Annotated in this window: 14 protein-coding genes; 8 read left to right on the top strand and 6 right to left on the bottom strand. The window is 64.1% G+C overall.

From position 1 onward, the window contains the following. Positions 1–798, bottom strand: coding sequence for an alpha/beta hydrolase (locus CT676_RS18555; RefSeq protein WP_244623195.1), 798 nt, complete (start codon positions 796–798; stop codon positions 1–3). 210 nt (positions 799–1,008) lie between these two features. Here CT676_RS18555 and CT676_RS18550 point away from each other — a divergent pair, with 210 nt between their 5' ends. From CT676_RS18550 to CT676_RS18540, 3 genes are all read left to right on the top strand, one after another. Further along, positions 1,009–1,770, top strand: coding sequence for an SDR family oxidoreductase (locus CT676_RS18550; protein WP_135215112.1), 762 nt, complete (start codon positions 1,009–1,011; stop codon positions 1,768–1,770). Positions 1,771–1,801: 31 nt separating this feature from the next. Further along, the gene (locus tag CT676_RS18545; RefSeq protein ID WP_014493756.1) at positions 1,802–2,638 is read left to right on the top strand and encodes an enoyl-CoA hydratase family protein; all 837 of its coding nucleotides are present in this window, start codon (positions 1,802–1,804) and stop codon (positions 2,636–2,638) included. Between the two features lie 241 nt (positions 2,639–2,879). Next, a complete protein-coding gene (locus CT676_RS18540) occupies positions 2,880–4,130 on the top strand; it encodes a flavin-dependent oxidoreductase (protein WP_028156622.1) in 1,251 nt (416 codons plus the stop codon). A 9-nt stretch (positions 4,131–4,139) separates the two neighbouring features. On the opposite strand, the gene CT676_RS18535 is transcribed toward CT676_RS18540, so the two are convergent. Beyond that, positions 4,140–4,595, bottom strand: coding sequence for a cupin domain-containing protein (locus CT676_RS18535; RefSeq protein ID WP_007601580.1), 456 nt, complete (start codon positions 4,593–4,595; stop codon positions 4,140–4,142). 27 nt (positions 4,596–4,622) lie between these two features. Further along, on the bottom strand, positions 4,623–5,798 hold the full coding sequence (locus CT676_RS18530) for an ABC transporter substrate-binding protein (RefSeq protein WP_135215111.1): 1,176 nt from the start codon (positions 5,796–5,798) through the stop codon (positions 4,623–4,625). Positions 5,799–6,058: 260 nt separating this feature from the next. Here CT676_RS18530 and CT676_RS18525 point away from each other — a divergent pair, with 260 nt between their 5' ends. The 3 genes from CT676_RS18525 (at position 6,059) to CT676_RS18515 (ending at position 8,891) form a co-directional block, all read left to right on the top strand. Beyond that, positions 6,059–6,568 (top strand): MarR family transcriptional regulator, encoded by a 510-nt coding sequence (locus CT676_RS18525; RefSeq protein ID WP_231142628.1) that lies wholly within the window; start codon positions 6,059–6,061, stop codon positions 6,566–6,568. Positions 6,569–6,719: 151 nt separating this feature from the next. Further along, positions 6,720–8,411, top strand: a complete 1,692-nt coding sequence (locus tag CT676_RS18520) for a benzoate-CoA ligase family protein (RefSeq protein WP_135215110.1) — start codon at positions 6,720–6,722, stop codon at positions 8,409–8,411. Between the two features lie 15 nt (positions 8,412–8,426). Next, positions 8,427–8,891, top strand: coding sequence for a RidA family protein (locus CT676_RS18515; protein WP_193560893.1), 465 nt, complete (start codon positions 8,427–8,429; stop codon positions 8,889–8,891). 18 nt (positions 8,892–8,909) lie between these two features. On the opposite strand, the gene CT676_RS18510 is transcribed toward CT676_RS18515, so the two are convergent. From CT676_RS18510 to CT676_RS18500, 3 genes are all read right to left on the bottom strand, one after another. Beyond that, a complete protein-coding gene (locus CT676_RS18510; protein ID WP_135215108.1) occupies positions 8,910–9,638 on the bottom strand; it encodes a CBS domain-containing protein in 729 nt (242 codons plus the stop codon). A 91-nt stretch (positions 9,639–9,729) separates the two neighbouring features. Next, a complete protein-coding gene (locus tag CT676_RS18505) occupies positions 9,730–10,704 on the bottom strand; it encodes a CHAD domain-containing protein (RefSeq protein WP_135215107.1) in 975 nt (324 codons plus the stop codon). A gap of 25 nt (positions 10,705–10,729) precedes the next feature. After that, positions 10,730–12,253 carry a bifunctional aminoglycoside phosphotransferase/ATP-binding protein gene (locus CT676_RS18500; protein WP_135215106.1) on the bottom strand — a complete coding sequence of 508 codons (1,524 nt, stop codon included), beginning with the start codon at positions 12,251–12,253 and terminating at the stop codon, positions 10,730–10,732. 183 nt (positions 12,254–12,436) lie between these two features. Here CT676_RS18500 and CT676_RS18495 point away from each other — a divergent pair, with 183 nt between their 5' ends. Beyond that, positions 12,437–13,276, top strand: a complete 840-nt coding sequence (locus CT676_RS18495) for a universal stress protein (RefSeq protein ID WP_135215105.1) — start codon at positions 12,437–12,439, stop codon at positions 13,274–13,276. Positions 13,277–13,344: 68 nt separating this feature from the next. Next, the gene (locus tag CT676_RS18490; RefSeq protein WP_135215104.1) at positions 13,345–16,038 is read left to right on the top strand and encodes a bifunctional acetate--CoA ligase family protein/GNAT family N-acetyltransferase; all 2,694 of its coding nucleotides are present in this window, start codon (positions 13,345–13,347) and stop codon (positions 16,036–16,038) included.

Below are 16,038 nucleotides of genomic sequence, written 5' to 3'. Positions count from 1 at the left end.
TTACGTTTTGGTTGCGACGGAATTCAGGAACCGGCCGAGGGCTTCGTCGAACGCGTCAGGGCGTTCAAGATTGGCGAGATGGCCGACCCCAGCCAGCTCGACATATTCGGCAGAGGGAATGAATGTTACCGTCTTTGCCATCATAGGGGCAGGCGCATTATTGTCCTTGGAGCCGGACAACAACAGCGTCGGGACGGAAATGTCCTTGAGTGTGCTGCGCTGATCGAAGCCCATCAAAGCCAGCATCATGGCGCGATAGCTCGCCTCGGGCACGCTTGCCATGCACTCGCGCGCAAGCTCCATTCCCTTCGGATCGGGATCGTCGCCGACAAGCTCCTTCACCAGGGAGGGAGCCAGCGACTTCATGGTCTCACCGCGATCGAGCGGCCCAAGCCGCGCCGCGATGAACGATTTTTGCCAATCGCCATCGGCCTTGCCGAAGGCCGGGCTGGTCTGCGCGAGGACGACCGCGCGGGCCAGCTTCGGAAATTGCGCCAGCCATTTCTGCACGATCATGCCACCGATCGAATGGCCGACCAGAATTGGCTTGCTTGCACCAAGCTGCTCAATGAATTGCTGGAGCACATCGGCAAGGGCCGTGATGCTGACGGTGGCGAGTGGCGCCGATCCGCCGTAGCCCGGCATGTCCCACGCAATCGCGCGGAACTGGGTGCTGAATCTGGCAAGCTGCTGCCGCCAGGCCCGTGCCGCGCCGCCAATGCCATGCAGGAAGATCAGGGGCGTCGCGTCCAGATCGCCCGCGGCTTCATAGGCGAAGCGGCCGTCTTTTGTTATCATTGGCGCAGGCTGCGACACGCGACATCCTTTTGCTCGGCTGGGCGATGCTAACAGGCCTGTGGGGGATGGGAAGCGATAATTTTATACTTAAAGCAATTTTCGGGCCGGTCTCTCGCGCGAAGGCGTTCGCGGCGCTGCGGCAGCTTCGTTGCAAAAACTTGAAGGTTAAAATATATCGAGGAACGATCAGCAGAGCCAAGGAGCCAGCGCATGTCCGAATTGCCGCACTCGCCGCACGCGCTCGTGACCGGTGGCGGTCGCGGCATTGGCCGCGCCATCGCAGCCTCTCTTGTCGGGGTAGGTGCAACCGTGACGGTGCTCGGCCGGAACGCGGCTGTTCTAGAAGAGGCGGTCAGCGCAGGTGCCGCGCATTTTGCTGCGGTCGCCGACGTCTCGAACGAATTATCACTGAAAGCCGCTATCGCTGAAGCGAGCGCGCGAAAGCCGATCGACATCCTGATCGCCAACGCGGGAAGTGCAGAATCCGCGCCGTTCGCGAAATCGGACGCTGCCCTGTTTGCGCGCATGATGGACGTCAATTTCATGGGCGTTGTCCATGCCATCCAGGGCGTTCTGCCGGGCATGAAGGATCGTCCCTATGGCCGCATCGTCGCGATTGCCTCGACGGCGGGGCTCAAGGGCTACGCCTATGTCAGCGCGTATACGGCGGCGAAGCACGCCGTCGTCGGTCTCGTGCGCTCTCTTGCCCTCGAGACGGCCGGAAGCAATGTGACTGTGAATGCGGTGTGTCCGGGCTTCACCGACACCGATCTGGTCGCCGGCAGCATTGAAAACATCATGAGGAAGACCGGCAGGAGCCGCGAGCAGGCGATCGCCGAGCTCGCGAAGCACAATCCGCAGGGACGGCTGATCACGCCTCAAGAGGTGGCTGACGCAGTGCTTTGGTTGTGCGGCGAAGGCGCTGGTGCGATCACCGGGCAGGCGATTGCAGTCGCAGGCGGCGAAATCTAGTAGCGCGGAACAAACATAGTTAGGAGATCGCATGAGCAGACCAGCCAATCCTGTGACCGTGCCGCTCGCGGATTATTCGCCGCAGCACTTCCTGCTGGCGGTGGTCGACAGCGTTGCCACGGTGACGCTCAACCGTCCCGAGCGGAAGAATCCACTGACCTTCGAGAGCTATCGGGAACTGACGGATTTCTTCCGCGCCTGCGCTTTCGATGATGCAGTCAAGGCCATCATCGTCACCGGCGCCGGCGGTAACTTCTCGTCCGGCGGCGATGTGTTCGAGATCATCGGCCCGCTCGTGAAGATGGACACCAAGGGGCTGACCGCTTTCACGCGGATGACCGGCGACCTCGTCAAAGCGATGCGGGCCTGCCCTCAACCCATTGTGGCCGCGGTCGAAGGCATCTGCGCCGGCGCCGGCGCGATCATCGCGATGGCATCGGATATGCGGCTCGCGGCGAGCGGCGCGAAGGTCGCGTTCCTCTTCAACAAGGTCGGCCTTGGCGGCTGCGACATGGGCGCCTGCGCGATCCTGCCGCGGATCATTGGACAGTCCCGCGCCTCCGAGCTGCTCTACACCGGCCGGTTCATGACGGCGGAGGAGGGCGAGCGCTGGGGCTTTTTCAGCCGCATCGTCACGCCCGAGCAGGTGCTGCCCCAGGCGCAGTTGCTGGCCAAGCAGGTCGCGGAAGGCCCGACCTTCGGCAATACCATGACCAAGCGGATGCTGGCGATGGAATGGGCGATGTCGATTGAAGAGGCGATCGAAGCGGAAGCCGTTGCCCAGGCCTTGTGCATGACCACAGCGGATTTCGAGCGCGCCTTTGAAGCGTTCGCCAACAAGGTCAAGCCGGTCTTCAGGGGCGACTGAGCCCCGGACTTGCTGCGGGAAGCCAGCAATGGGGATTTGCGCCGCAGTACTTGCACGGAACAGATCAGATTTTCTGCAACGACGTGCGCGGCCGGCGGGATCTCGAGAAGCTGAGAATTAAGGCTAAGCCCAAGACCCGGGCCGAGCTCAAGGCGGAGGCGACAAAGCCGCTTGCGGCGGAGTGACCGCCCGTGCGACTTTAACCCCATTGCCTGGCGTATTTTCGAGTGGAGTAAGGGCGATGAAGGCGATTATCGTCGGTGGCGGTATCGGTGGTCTCACCACGGCATTGATGCTGCGCTCGCGCGGCATCGGATGCGAGATTTTCGAGCAGGCCGACACCATCCGCGAACTCGGCGTCGGCATCAACACGCTGCCGCATGCGATGCGGGAGCTTGCCGGCCTCGGTCTCCTCCAGCAGCTCGACGACGTCGCGATCCGCACCGACCAGCTCTATTACCTCAATCGCCACGGCCAGGAGGTCTGGCGTGAAGCCCGCGGCATCGACGCCGGCCATGACGTGCCGCAATTCTCGATTCACCGCGGCCGCCTTCAGGGCGTCATCCATCGCGCCGTCGAGGAGCGGCTCGGACCGGAGGCAATTCACACCGGCTGCCGCCTCGGCGCCTTCACGCAGGACGAGGGCGGCGTCACCGCTTATTTCTTCGACCGCTCGGGCGCGCACATCCATACTGCGCGCGGCGATATCCTGATCGGCGCTGACGGCATCCATTCACGCGTTCGCGACACGCTGTTCCCGAACGAGGGACCGCCGTGCTGGAACGGCCTGATGCTATGGCGCGGTGCGCGCGATTGGCCGCTGTTCCTCACCGGCAAGTCGATGATCGTGGCCGGCGGCCTCAACGCCAAGGTGGTGATCTATCCGATCGCAGAGGGATCGAGCCCGGCGAGCCGTCTCACCAACTGGGCGGTGCTGGTGAAGGTCGGCGAAGGTAATGCCCCGCCGCCCCGGAAGGAAGACTGGTCGCGGCCCGGCCGGCGCGAGGAGTTGATGCCGCATGTCGCGCGCTTCTCGGTGCCTTATATCGACGTCAAGAGCCTGATCTCGGCAACGCCGGAATTCTACGAATATCCGACCTGCGACCGCGATCCCTTGCCTTATTGGTCGTCCGGGCGCGTTACGCTGCTCGGTGACGCCGCGCATCCGATGTATCCGGTCGGCTCCAACGGCGCATCTCAGGCGATCCTCGACGCGCGCTGCCTTGCCGATGCGCTGGTGCGCGCCGAGCATCCGCGCCAGGCTTTGCTTGAATATGAGAAGAAGCGTCTGCCGATGACCGCTGACATCGTCCGATCCAACCGGCGCGGCGGTCCCGAGGGCGTCATCGACGCCGTCGAGCAGCTTGCGCCCGATGGCTTCGACAACGTCGACAACGTGCTGAGCTATTCCCAGCGCGAGGCGATCGTCCGCGGCTACGCCACCAAGGCCGGCTTCGCCGCAGTGCCGGGTCTGGCGGCGGTGCGCGCTTAGGACTCGCTGCTAGCCGCCGGGCGGCGGCGGCAGGAAGTGGATGTTGAACTCGGCGGCCATCGCCACCACGTCCTCGGGCTTCTGTTCCTTCATATTGTGAAGGCCCCAGAACAGGTCGAACAGCTTGCGGGTCGGCGACACCCAGAACAGCACCTTTGCGGTCTGCTCCGACTTGTTGAAGATGCCGTGCGGCACACCCATGCCGAGGCGGATCAGATCGCCCGCGGTCGCCTGCGACTCCGAATTGCCGAGCATGAAGTCGAGCTTGCCCTCGAGCATGTAGAGATACTCATCCTGGTCGGGATGGATGTGCGGCGGCACGAATGTGCCCGGCGGCAATGTCGCGTGCCAGGAGAAGCTGTGCTCGGTATTGCTCTTCGGCACGTAGGTCTGGCCGAGGATGTTCCAGGAAATGCCCTGGATCCCTTCATTGGCCCGTGTGATGCCGGTGATTTCGCTTTTCATTGCAGTCCTCCCGTAATGCGGTGCGGCTTAGTTTGCCGCCTTGCAGTCCTTGGCATAGCGGTCGCCATAGTTCTCAAAGACTTTCTGAACGATCTCGGTCTGGAACTTGCCGTCCGCACGCTTGGCGACCTTGGTCAGATAGAAATCCTGGATCGGATAGCCGTTGGTGTTGAACTTGAAGGCGCCGCGCAGAGAGGTGAAGTCGGCCTTCTTCAGCGCAGCCCCAACCGCATCCTTGTTCGAGAGATCGCCTTTCACGGCCTTGACCGCGCTGTCGATCAGCATCGCGGCGTCATAGGCCTGGAAAGCGTAGGTGCCGGGCACGACGTTGTAGGCGGCTTCATAGGCCGCGACGAACCTCTTGTTCTGGGGGTTGTCGAGATTGGGCGCCCAGTTCGCGCCGCCAAACATGCCGACGGCCGCATCCTGCTGCGCCGGCAAGGTCGATTCATCCACCGTGAAAGCCGAGAGCACCGGAATAGTGTCGGCGAGGCCGGCCTGCCGGTATTGCTTGACGAGATTGACGCCGAGGCCGCCCGGCATGAACGTGAACAGCGCATCGGGCTTCTGCGACGAGATCTTGGAAAGTTCCGGCTGGAAGTCCAGCGTGTTCAGCGGCATGTAGGATTCTTCGACGATCTCGCCCTTGTAGTCGAGCTTGAAGCCCGCCACTGAATCCTTGCCGGCCTGATAGTTCGGCACCATCAGATACATGCGCTTGTAGCCGCGATCCTGCGCGACCTTGCCGAGGATCTCGTGGACCTGGTCGTTCTGATACGACGTCACATAGAAGAACGGGTTGCAGTCCTTGCCGGCGAAAGTCGATGGGCCGGCGTTGGGGCTGATCAGGAACGTCTTGGACTCCGTAATGGGGCGGTGGATCGCCTGGAGGATGTTGGAGAAGATCGGGCCCACCACGAAGTCGACCTTGTCGCGCTCCAGAAGGCCCTTGACCTTCGTGACCGCTGCGTCGGGCTTCAACTCGTCATCGGCGACGATCACCTCGACATCTCGGCCCCCCATCTTGCCGCCGAGATCCTTCACGGCGAGCGCAAAGCCGTCGCGGACCTGCTGGCCAAGCGCGGCGGCGGGGCCCGACAGGGTCACGACCACGCCCAGCTTGATCTTCTCCTGGGCGAAGGAAGGGCTCACCGCGGTGCCGAGCAGCAGGGCGGCAGCGGCCAAGGTCAGTTGCGTCTTCATGATGTGTCCCCCGTGACGATCGGGCCTGCGCAGCAAGCCGGGTACTCCAATTCAAGCTTATGCCGATGATGGCGGCCGCGGCAAGCAAGCTCAAGGCGGGGCCATCCTGCGGGCAGTGGCGCATGCAAGCGGCGCGCCAGTTATTTGAAGCCTAAAGAAATTTGAGTGCGGTCGTTTGTTGCAGCTTTAGGCTTGCGGCCGGGGCCGATTTATTTGAAGCTCAAAACGTTGGGGAATCCGTGCTGGCGCCAAGGCCGGCCATGAGTGACTGCATCGAGATGCTCGATTCCGAGACCAAGGCCGTCGAGACGCCGGAGGACCACGCCGAAGAGCTTCGGCTGTGGCTGCGTCTGCTCACCTGCACGACCCTGATCGAAGGCGAAGTCCGTGGCCGCCTGCGACAGCGCTTCGACGTCACGCTGCCCCGGTTCGACCTGATGGCGCAGCTCGACAAGGCGCCCGATGGCATGACGCTGTCCGACGTCTCCAAGCGCATGATGGTGTCCAACGGCAACGTCACCGGCCTCGTCGAACGGCTGGTGGAATCGGGCCATCTCGACCGGCGCACCTCGGAGACGGACCGCCGCGTCCAGGTGATCCGCCTCACAAAGCTGGGTCGCGCCGAGTTTCGCAGGATGGCCGCGGAGCACGAGACCTGGATCGCCGATCTCTTCGCCGACCTGACCCCGAAGGACGTCCGCGAATTGATGCGGCTCCTGGCCAAGACAAAGGCGTCGGCGCAGAAATCGGCCGCTCGCCGCCGGCCGTAGTCCGCCAGCGGGGCACCCCGCCAGTCCCACCACCTTGCCGCAGGAAAATGCATGGGATGCCCAAAATCCGCTATTGCGCCGAATTGTTTTAAGCCTAAAATGTTTCCCATATGATGCTGCCGGGTGCTTTCCATGCTGAAAGGAGCGTGCGATGGCCAACGCCGCTAAGGCTGAAGAGTCGGGCTCGTATGACGGCAACGCCGCGACAGCCCACGTCGATACGTTCGCACGGCAGCATCTGCCGCCGCGAGAGTTCTGGCCCGAATTCATCTTCACGCGGCCGGAGCTGCACTATCCGCCGCGATTGAACTGCGTCAGCTATTTTCTCGACCGCTGGGTCGAGCAGGGCCACGGTGACGGGTCCTGCGTCATCAGTCCGGCCGTCAGCTACACCTATCGCGAGCTGCAAGCGCTCGTGAACCGCATCGCCAACGTGCTGGTTCGCAAGCTTGGTCTCGTAACCGGCGGACGCGTGCTGCTGCGCTCCGCCAACAATCCGATGATGGTTGCGACCTATCTCGCGGTGATCAAGGCTGGCGGCATCGTCGTGGCGACCATGCCTCTGCTGCGCGCCAAGGAACTATCTTATCCGATCCAGAAGGCGGAGATTGCACTCGCGCTCTGCGATGGAAAACTCTCGGAGGAGATGGAGAAGGCGAAAGCGGCGGCGCCCGGCCTCAAGCACGTGGTCTATTGGGGCAACAGCGCGTCGGACTCGCTCGAGGCGCTGATTGCTGATGCGAGCCCGGAGTTCAAGGCGGTCGATACCGCCGCCGATGACATCTGCCTGATTGCCTTCACGTCGGGCACGACGGGCGATCCCAAGGGCACCATGCATTTCCATCGGGATATGCTGGCGGTCTGCGACGGTTATGCGCACAACATCTTGAGGGCGGAGCAGAAGGATCGCTTCGTCGGTTCAGCGCCGCTCGCCTTTACCTTCGGCTTCGGCGGCGTGTTGTTTCCGATGCATATCGGCGCTTCCTTCGTCGTGCTGGAGAAGACGACGCCGGACGACATGCTGACGGCGATCGAGCAATACAAGACCTCGGTCTGCTTCACCGCGCCGACCGCCTATCGCGCCATGATCGGCAAGCTCGCAGGTCGCGACATTTCCTCGCTGCGCAAGTGCATTTCTGCCGGCGAGACCCTTCCCAAGCCGACATTCGATGCCTGGCTCAAGGCCACTGGCATCAAGCTGATGGACGGCATCGGTTCGACCGAGCTGCTGCACATCTTCATCAGCGCGACCGAGGACGAGATCCGTCCCGGCGCAACCGGCAAACCCGTGCCGGGTTACGAAGCAAAAATCGTCGATGACGACGGCAATGACCTGCCGCCGGGCACGATGGGGCGGCTCGCGGTGCGCGGCCCGACCGGCTGCCGCTATCTCGCCGACGAGCGGCAGCGCAAATACGTCCAGAACGGCTGGAACATCACCGGCGATACTTATCTGATGGATAGCGACGGCTACTTCTGGTACCAGTCGCGCTCCGACGACATGATCGTGTCAGCCGGGTACAACATCGCGGGCACGGATGTGGAGGCGGCGCTGCTGACGCATCCATCCGTAGCCGAGTGCGGCGTCGTCGGTGCGCCGGACGAGGCGCGTGGCATGATCGTGAAGGCCTATGTCATCGCCGCCCCCGGCGTGACGCCGGACGCTCAACTCGCAGCGGAGTTGCAGGAGCATGTCAAACGTGAGATTGCGCCTTACAAATATCCGCGCGCGATCGAGTTCGTGGCGCAACTGCCGAAGACCGAGACCGGCAAGTTGAAGCGATTTGCCCTGCGGCAGTTGGCGCAGGCTGCAGCGACGTCCTCTGGCGTTGCGGCGGAATAAGAGAAGGATGAAGAATTGTCCGTGACGACGCCGAAAGGCCCGCATTTCGCGGTGCTGCCGACAGCGGCCGAGGACGAAACCGGCTCCAGGGCGCAGGTGCTCCAACCGTCCGGCTGGCCGCTACCGAAAGGCTATGCCAACGGCATGGCCGCCGAGGGACGCATCGTCGTCACCGGCGGCGTGATCGGCTGGGACGCCGAGGAGCGTCTCGCGGACGGCTTTGTCGCGCAAGTGCGCCAAGCCCTGAGCAACATCGCCGAGATATTGGCGGAGGCGGGTGCGCGGCCCGAGCACCTCGTGCGCCTGACCTGGTACGTCGTCGACATGGACGAATACCTGGCGAACCTGAGGGAGCTCGGCAAGAGCTACCGCGCCACTTTCGGTGCGCACTATCCTGCGATGGCACTGGTGCAGGTCGTCCGCCTCGTCGAGAAGGCGGCGCGCGTCGAGATCGAAGCCACCGCCGTCATTCCCCGCTAAGCCGCCTTTGGTTCGCACCTAGCTGGCCTTGGCGAGATCGTCGTCCTCGGGCGAATTCAGATAGACGCCCGATACGGTGTCGACCCAGCACAGATGGTCGTGCACCTTCTTGACACCCTCGACGTTCTCCGCCGCAACGACGGCGGCCTGACGCGCGCGTTCCTCGGTGATGACGCCGCTGAGATGAACGATGCCGCCCCGGACGATGACGTTCAGTCCGAACGGGCACCAGTCGTTTTTCTCCATGGTGTCGATGATACGGCCGCGAATGTGATCGTCGTCGGCCGTCGGATCCGGGACCTCGCGAGCGAGCCCCGCCACCGCCTGCAATAGATTGGCGCGCGAGACGATGCCGACGACCTTGTCGCCGCGTACCACCGGCAGCCGCTTGACGTTGTTCCGTTCCATGAGATCAACGATCTCCGCGAGCGCCGTATCCTCGGTGATGGTCACGACCGAGGCGGTCATCACCTCCGAGACCTTGCGGCCATGTTCGTGGACGAAATCGCTGGCGGATGTGCCGGGGCCGAGGATGAACCGCAGCCAGCGGCCTCGCTTGCGCCCGGTGCCGATTTCGCTGCGGCGGACGAAATCCCCCTCGGAGACCACGCCGACCAGCTTGCCGGCATCGTCGACCACGGTGAGGCCGCTGACGTGCCGCTTCAGCATGGTGTTTGCCGCCTCGATGATGCTGGTGTGGGGGGCAACCGAGATAACCGAGCGGGTCATGATCTGGTGGGCGCGCATGGGGAAGCTCCGCAAGTTCACACGAATATCGATGTGTGGAGCTTAGTTCGCCGGCAGGAAGCTGATTTGACCCAAGTCAAGCTGGTCCGCCCTAATCCTCGGGCTCTGCATTCGGGGCGAGGTCGGACGAGCGGAACGGCTTGGCCTTGTCCAGTTTCCGGTAAGCGTTCGAGGCGGTCCGCAACAGCTTCTTTTGACGCTTCCGGTTGAGGAAGCGAATGCCCGCCTCTGGGACGGCCTCGTTCAGTGACGCTGCCAGGGTTTGCCCTCGCGCATCGTCGTTCAATTGCCCGAGGGACTTCTGCGCCTTGCGCAATTGCTTGAGGATCGACTTCTGTTTGGTCAGCGATTCGTCTGCAAACAAATCCTCCAGCGATTCGATCGAATAGGTCAGCCGCTTGTTGAGGAGCCGCAGCTTGTGCCGTTTTTCGACGTCGAGCTTGCGCAGTTTCCGCGCCTTCCTGAGCAGCGCCGTTTCCCATTCCGTGAGCTGCGCCGTCGCGTGGTCGGCAAGCGGGCAGCGGCGCAATCGGATGGCTTCCTTGCTGCGCCGGGTCGACCAAGGACCGCTCTCGATCCAGGCCGAGGTCTGCTCGACAAGACGGCGATACCGCGCCGATTGCAGCGCGCGCGCCAGCAGGCGGTGGCTCTCGGCGCGCTTCTCGTCCCAATGCTGAAGCTCGGCGATCACGTCAAGCTCGCCCCCGCTCTCGGCGATAACTCGCTCGATCGCCACGTCGAGGTCGCGCACCATGCCGAGCTGGCTGTTCAGCCATTTCAATTCGGCCCAGACATTCGGCCGCAGGGCATCGTCGACCATGGGCGAGAAGAAGCGGATGGCGGTGCGCAGATGCGTCAGTGCGATCCGGATCTGATGCAGCGCCTCCGGATCGCCGTGGCAGGTGCCATCGTGCTGGGCGAGGACGGCATCGAGGTGGCGGCGGGCGATGATCCGGAACGCGGTGTCGCAGGCCATGCCGGGGCTGAGGCGGCCGGGCAGAACATTGCGCCGCGCCGCAGGCTTGGCGCGAGCGGTCGCCATCGAACTCGTGGTGGGTCGCGCCATCCTAGCCCGCGCCAATCGGATTGCCTTATTTGCCCTCAGCGACTACGTCCCGGCAGTTCTGGAGCGTCTGCGCTTGTGTCCCGGATGCATCGATGGTCGCCCAACCGACATGGCCGATATTATAGTGCTCTTGCTGCGCGGCAACCTCTTGCGTGGCGTCGGACGCGTCGCCCCGGCGACCGCCGATTCGCGCCTTGCGGGTGGCGAGGTCGGCGACGAGGAATAGTCCATTGAGCGGTACGCCGCACTCGCGTGCCAGGGCGGCCATCTCGTCTCGCTCGGACTCACGCGCAAAGACGGCGTCGACGATGGCCGAATGGCCTTGCGCCAGAACCTGGCGGGCGCGCTGCATCAGCACCTCGTAGACGCGCGCCGTCACGTCAGGCCGGTACGTGGACGGCGGTAGCCGTTCGGTGTGTCCCACCTGAAACAGCTGCTTGCGAATGACGTCGCTGCGCAGCACGACGGCGCCCGGCTGTGGCGCCACGGCGGGCGCCAGCGCGCGCGCGAGCACGGATTTGCCGGTGCCCGACAGTCCGCCAACCGCGATCAGGCGAGGGGCGGGGGGATGAATCAAAGCCTGGGCGAGCTCGAAATAGCGGCGCGCCTCGCCGAGAGTGCCGGGGCCGTCGGCATCAGGCCGCCTCAGTCGCGCCAGCGCCACCTGCGCACGGATCGCCGCGCGAATGGACATGAACAGTGGCAGCGCCGCCAGGGCGTCGAGCGTTTCGCCGGGCGCCGTCAATAGATAATGGTTCAGGACTGCATTGGCCGTGTCCGACTGGTCGTGGCGCAGCAGGTCCATCAGCGTGAACGCAAGATCATAGAGCATGTCCACGGTCGCCATCTGCGCGTCGAATTCGATCGCGTCGAACAGGACAGGCTGCCGGCCGATCAGCACGATATTGGCAAGATGCAAGTCACCGTGACAGCGGCGCACGAAACCGTGGCGCGCGCGTTGTTCCAGTGTAGCGCGGACGCGCAGGAATGCCTGATGTGAGGCTTCGCAGAGTTGCTCGATCTGGGCGGCTTCGAAATGATCGCCATTGCGCAGCCCGGTGCTGTTGCCATCGATCAGCGCGGGAATGGAGGCAATCCATGCGGTGCCGTCCGCGACGGGCGCTCTCGCATGCGATGCTGCGATCGCATCCGCGATGGCGGGGGCGAGTTCTGCATCCAGCGGGCCGGCTTTTGTCACATGGTCCAGCGTCCGGTTTTCGTCGAAGCGGGACATGTCGACCGCATACTCGATAGGCCGGCCGCGACCGTCGATCTTGAGCGATCCATCCGGCTCCTCCGTGATCGCCACGACGCGGTGATAGATTTGCGGCGCGAGCGGCCGGTTGATCCTGATCTCCTCTTCGCAGGCCGCCTCGCGCTTTTCGAGCGTCGAATAGTCGAGGAATGGAAACTTGACAGCCCGCTTGATCTTCAGGGCGCGCGTTCCGTCGAGAAACACCGACGCTGCGTGGGTGTCGATCCGCTTTACGCCAGGACGCGCGTTTAGAGCTTCGAAGACCCGTTCCTGGGTTGCAGAATCGTCCGTCATCTCTGCGAGCAAATCCAGATGCATCGGCGGTGAGGCAGCAGGCTAACTCCTAGAGGCGGATCGGGGCCAGTCCTTGACATCGGTCAAAGTCTGTCGTCGGCTGGCTGCGCGGTGTTCCCGCCTTGAGGAGGATCAAGCTTCCCGGCGAAAGGTGGCTTATCCTGACCGGTAAGGAGAATCCCGATGCCCATCAAGGATGTCTTTCTGCCGCTTGTCGGCCAACCGCGCGGGCCGGCCCTCGCTGCGATCGCGACATGCGTGGCTGTCGCCGCCGACCTCGGCGCCAGGATCACCGCGCTCGCGCTCGAGGAAGATGTTTTCGCGCGACCGACGGTCATCAGCCCTGGCGATCTGGATTCCGCGGAGGCGAGCGGTTCGCGTGAGGTAAGCGACGTGCAGCAACTCCTCAACGCCTTCACCAATGCAGCCTCCCGCGCCAACATTCGCGCCCAAAGCCGATCGGGTAAGGTGCCTGCGGACCAGATCGCGTCGATCCTGGCCGAGCATGCCCGCTTCAGCGATCTGACGCTGGTCCCCGTGAGGCCCCATGACAGTCGAACGGAGCGCATCATCGAAACGCTCCTGTTCGAATCCGGCCGGCCGCTGCTGCTCTGCCCGGAACAGCATGTGGACGAGCTGCGACCGGAGTTCGAGAACGTCATGATCGCCTGGGATCACTCAGCCCGTGCCGCGCGGGCGGTCGGCGACGCGCTGCCCATTCTTCAGGCTGCGGCATCCGTCCGGGTGGTCACGGTGGCGGACGACAAGGCCGATGCGGTCGTGCAATCCGGAACCGCGCTCGTCGACCATCTGAGGGAACACGGGGTCTACGCCTCGTTCGAAACGACGAAGGGCGGCGGCAGCTCGATCGGCAAGGTGCTCGGAAGCTGGGCGAATTCCCATGCCATGGATGCGATCGTGATGGGCGCCTACCATCATTCACGCCTGAACGAGATCGTCTGGGGTGGTGTGACAAAAACCGTCATTGGCCAGCCGCCGTGCTGGGTTATGATCTCGCACTAGGCGCATCGCCAGTTTATCGGCCGATCGTCAACCATCGGAACCGCCAACGACCGGGCGCATATGCTTCCATGTCAACCTATCGCTTGAAGAATCTGCTGTCGCCGCGTTCGGTTGCGCTCGTCGGCGCGAGCGCCCGCCCGGTCTCGGTTGGACGCGCCGTTCTCGAGAACATTCACAAGGCCGAGTTCAAGGGTCGGTTCGGCCTCGTCAATCCGCGCCACGCCGAGATCGGCGGCATCGCTGCGGTGGGCAGTCTGGACAGGTTGGACTTCGTGCCCGAGCTCGTGGTCATCACCGCGCCGGCGCGAGAGGTTCCCGGCATCATCGACCAGGCCGGACGTCGCGGCTCGGCCGGCGCGCTGATCGTCTCGGCGGGCCTCGGTCACGGACCGGGATCCCTGCACGAGGCCGCGATCACTGCGGCACGCAAATACGGGATGCGGCTGATTGGGCCGAACTGTCTCGGCATCATGATGCCCGGCGTCAGCCTCAATGCCAGCTTTGCCGCGCACATGCCGGGGGCGGGCAACCTCGCGCTGATCTCGCAGTCCGGCTCGATCGCGGCCGGAATGGTGGATTGGGCTGCGCAGCGCGGCGTCGGGTTCTCCGGCATTGTCACGATCGGCGATCAGATCGACGTCGATATTGCCGACCTGCTCGATTATTTCGCGATGGATCACAAGACTCGCGCGATTCTGCTCTATATCGAGGCCATCAAGGACGCGCGCAAGTTCATGTCGGCGGCGCGGGCCGCGGCGCGCGTGAAGCCGGTCGTCGTGGTCAAGTCCGGCCGCATGGCGCAGGGTGCCAAAGCGGCGGCAACCCATACCGGCGCGCTCGCCGGCGCCGACGCCGTCTATGATGCCGCGTTCCGCCGTGCGGGCGTCCTGCGGGTCTCCGATCTGCGCGAGCTGTTCGATTGCGCCGAGACGCTCGGTCGCGTCGAGCCGCCGGCGGGAAAGCGTCTCGCTATCCTCACCAATGGCGGCGGCATCGGTGTCCTGGCCGTGGATCGGTTGGTGGACCTTGGGGGAATCCCGGCGTCCATCTCGGCTGCGACGCGCAAGAGCCTCGATGCGGTGCTGCCGCCGACCTGGTCCGGTTCGAATCCCGTCGACATCGTCGGTGATGCCGATGCATCGCGCTACGCGGCGGCGCTGGAGGTGCTGCTCGCGGACCCTGATAATGATGCCGTCCTCGTCCTCAACGTGCAGACCGCGATCGCCCCGGCTGCCGACATCGCCGCGACCGTCACCGAGCTCGTCGGCAAATATCGCGAGCAGCAGCGCCGATGGGCGAAGCCCGTGCTGGCGGCTTGGGTCGGAGCCGATCAGAACATCATTCAGGCGCTCTCCGGCGCGGGCATTCCGAATTATCCGACCGAAGATGATGCGGTGCGCGGCTTCATGCATCTCGTGAGGCATCGCGAGGTCGTAGAGGAGCTGAGCCAGGTTCCTCCCGCGATGCCCGACACGTTCGTGCCTGACGCCCGGGCTGCCAGGCAGATCGTCGCCGCTGCGATCGCGGACGGTCGCAAATGGCTCGATCCCGTCGAGATCAAGCACCTGCTCGGAGCCTATGATATCGCGATGGTACCGACCCGTGCCGCGACCGATGTCGAGCAGGCCGTCGCCTACGCCAGCGAGATGTTCGCGCAGGGCGTCACGGTCGTGCTGAAGATCATGTCGCGCGACATTGTCCACAAATCGGACGTCGGCGGCGTCGTCCTCAATCTGACCACGCCGGAGGCCGTGCGCGCGGCTGCCACCGACATTCTCGCGCGGGCGAGGAAGCTCCGTCCCGAAGCCCGCATCGAGGGCGTCATCGTGCAGGCGATGGTCGTCAAGGCGAAGGCGCGTGAGCTGATCCTGGGTCTTGCCGACGATCCCACCTTTGGCACCGTCGTCGTCTTCGGCCGGGGCGGGACGGCGGTCGAGATCATCAACGACAAGGCACTGGCGCTTCCGCCGCTCGATCTGCAGCTCGCCCGCGACCTGATCGGCCGCACGCGCGTATCACGGCTGCTGGAGGCCTATCGCGACGTACCCGCGGTCGAGCCGGACGCCGTCGCGCTGGTGTTGGTCAAGCTCGCCCAGATGGCCGCTGACATTCCCGAGGTCCGTGAATTCGACATCAACCCACTGCTTGCGGACGAGACCGGCGTGACGGCGGTCGACGCCCGCGTCGCGGTGGGGCCGCCGCAGCGCAAATTCGCGGGCTCCGGCCCGGCCAACTTCGCCGTCCGGGCCTATCCGTCGCAGTGGGAGCGCCGGCTGGCGCTCAAGGACGACTGGCGCATCTTCGTACGGCCCTTGCGTCCCGAGGACGAGCCGACCATCCACGAATTCCTGCGTCACGTCACGGCGCACGATCTCCGCCTGCGCTTCTTCGCGCCGATGAAGGAGTTCACCCACGAGTTCATCGCGCGCCTGACCCAGCTCGACTATGCGCGCGCAATGGCCTTCATCGCATTCGACGAAGCCACCGGCGAGATGGTGGGTGTCGTTCGGCTCCATTCGGACTCGGTCTATGAGAGCGGTGAATATGCGATCCTGCTGCGGTCGGACCTCAAGGGCAGGGGGCTCGGATGGGCGCTGATGCAGTTGATCATCGACTATGCGAGGTCGGAGGGTCTGAAGACCATCTCGGGTGATGTCCTCAGGGAGAACACCACAATGCTTGAGATGTGCCGCCAGCTCGGTTTCGACGTGAAGCCGGATTCGACCGAGCCCGACCTCTGTGACGTCAGGCTCAAGCTCTGA

It is taken from the genome of Bradyrhizobium sp. MOS001, assembly GCF_004634465.1.
Classification (GTDB): domain Bacteria; phylum Pseudomonadota; class Alphaproteobacteria; order Rhizobiales; family Xanthobacteraceae; genus Bradyrhizobium; species Bradyrhizobium barranii.
The sequence above is the reverse complement of the archived record's forward strand: the minus strand, read 5'-3'. Positions and strand labels throughout refer to the sequence as shown.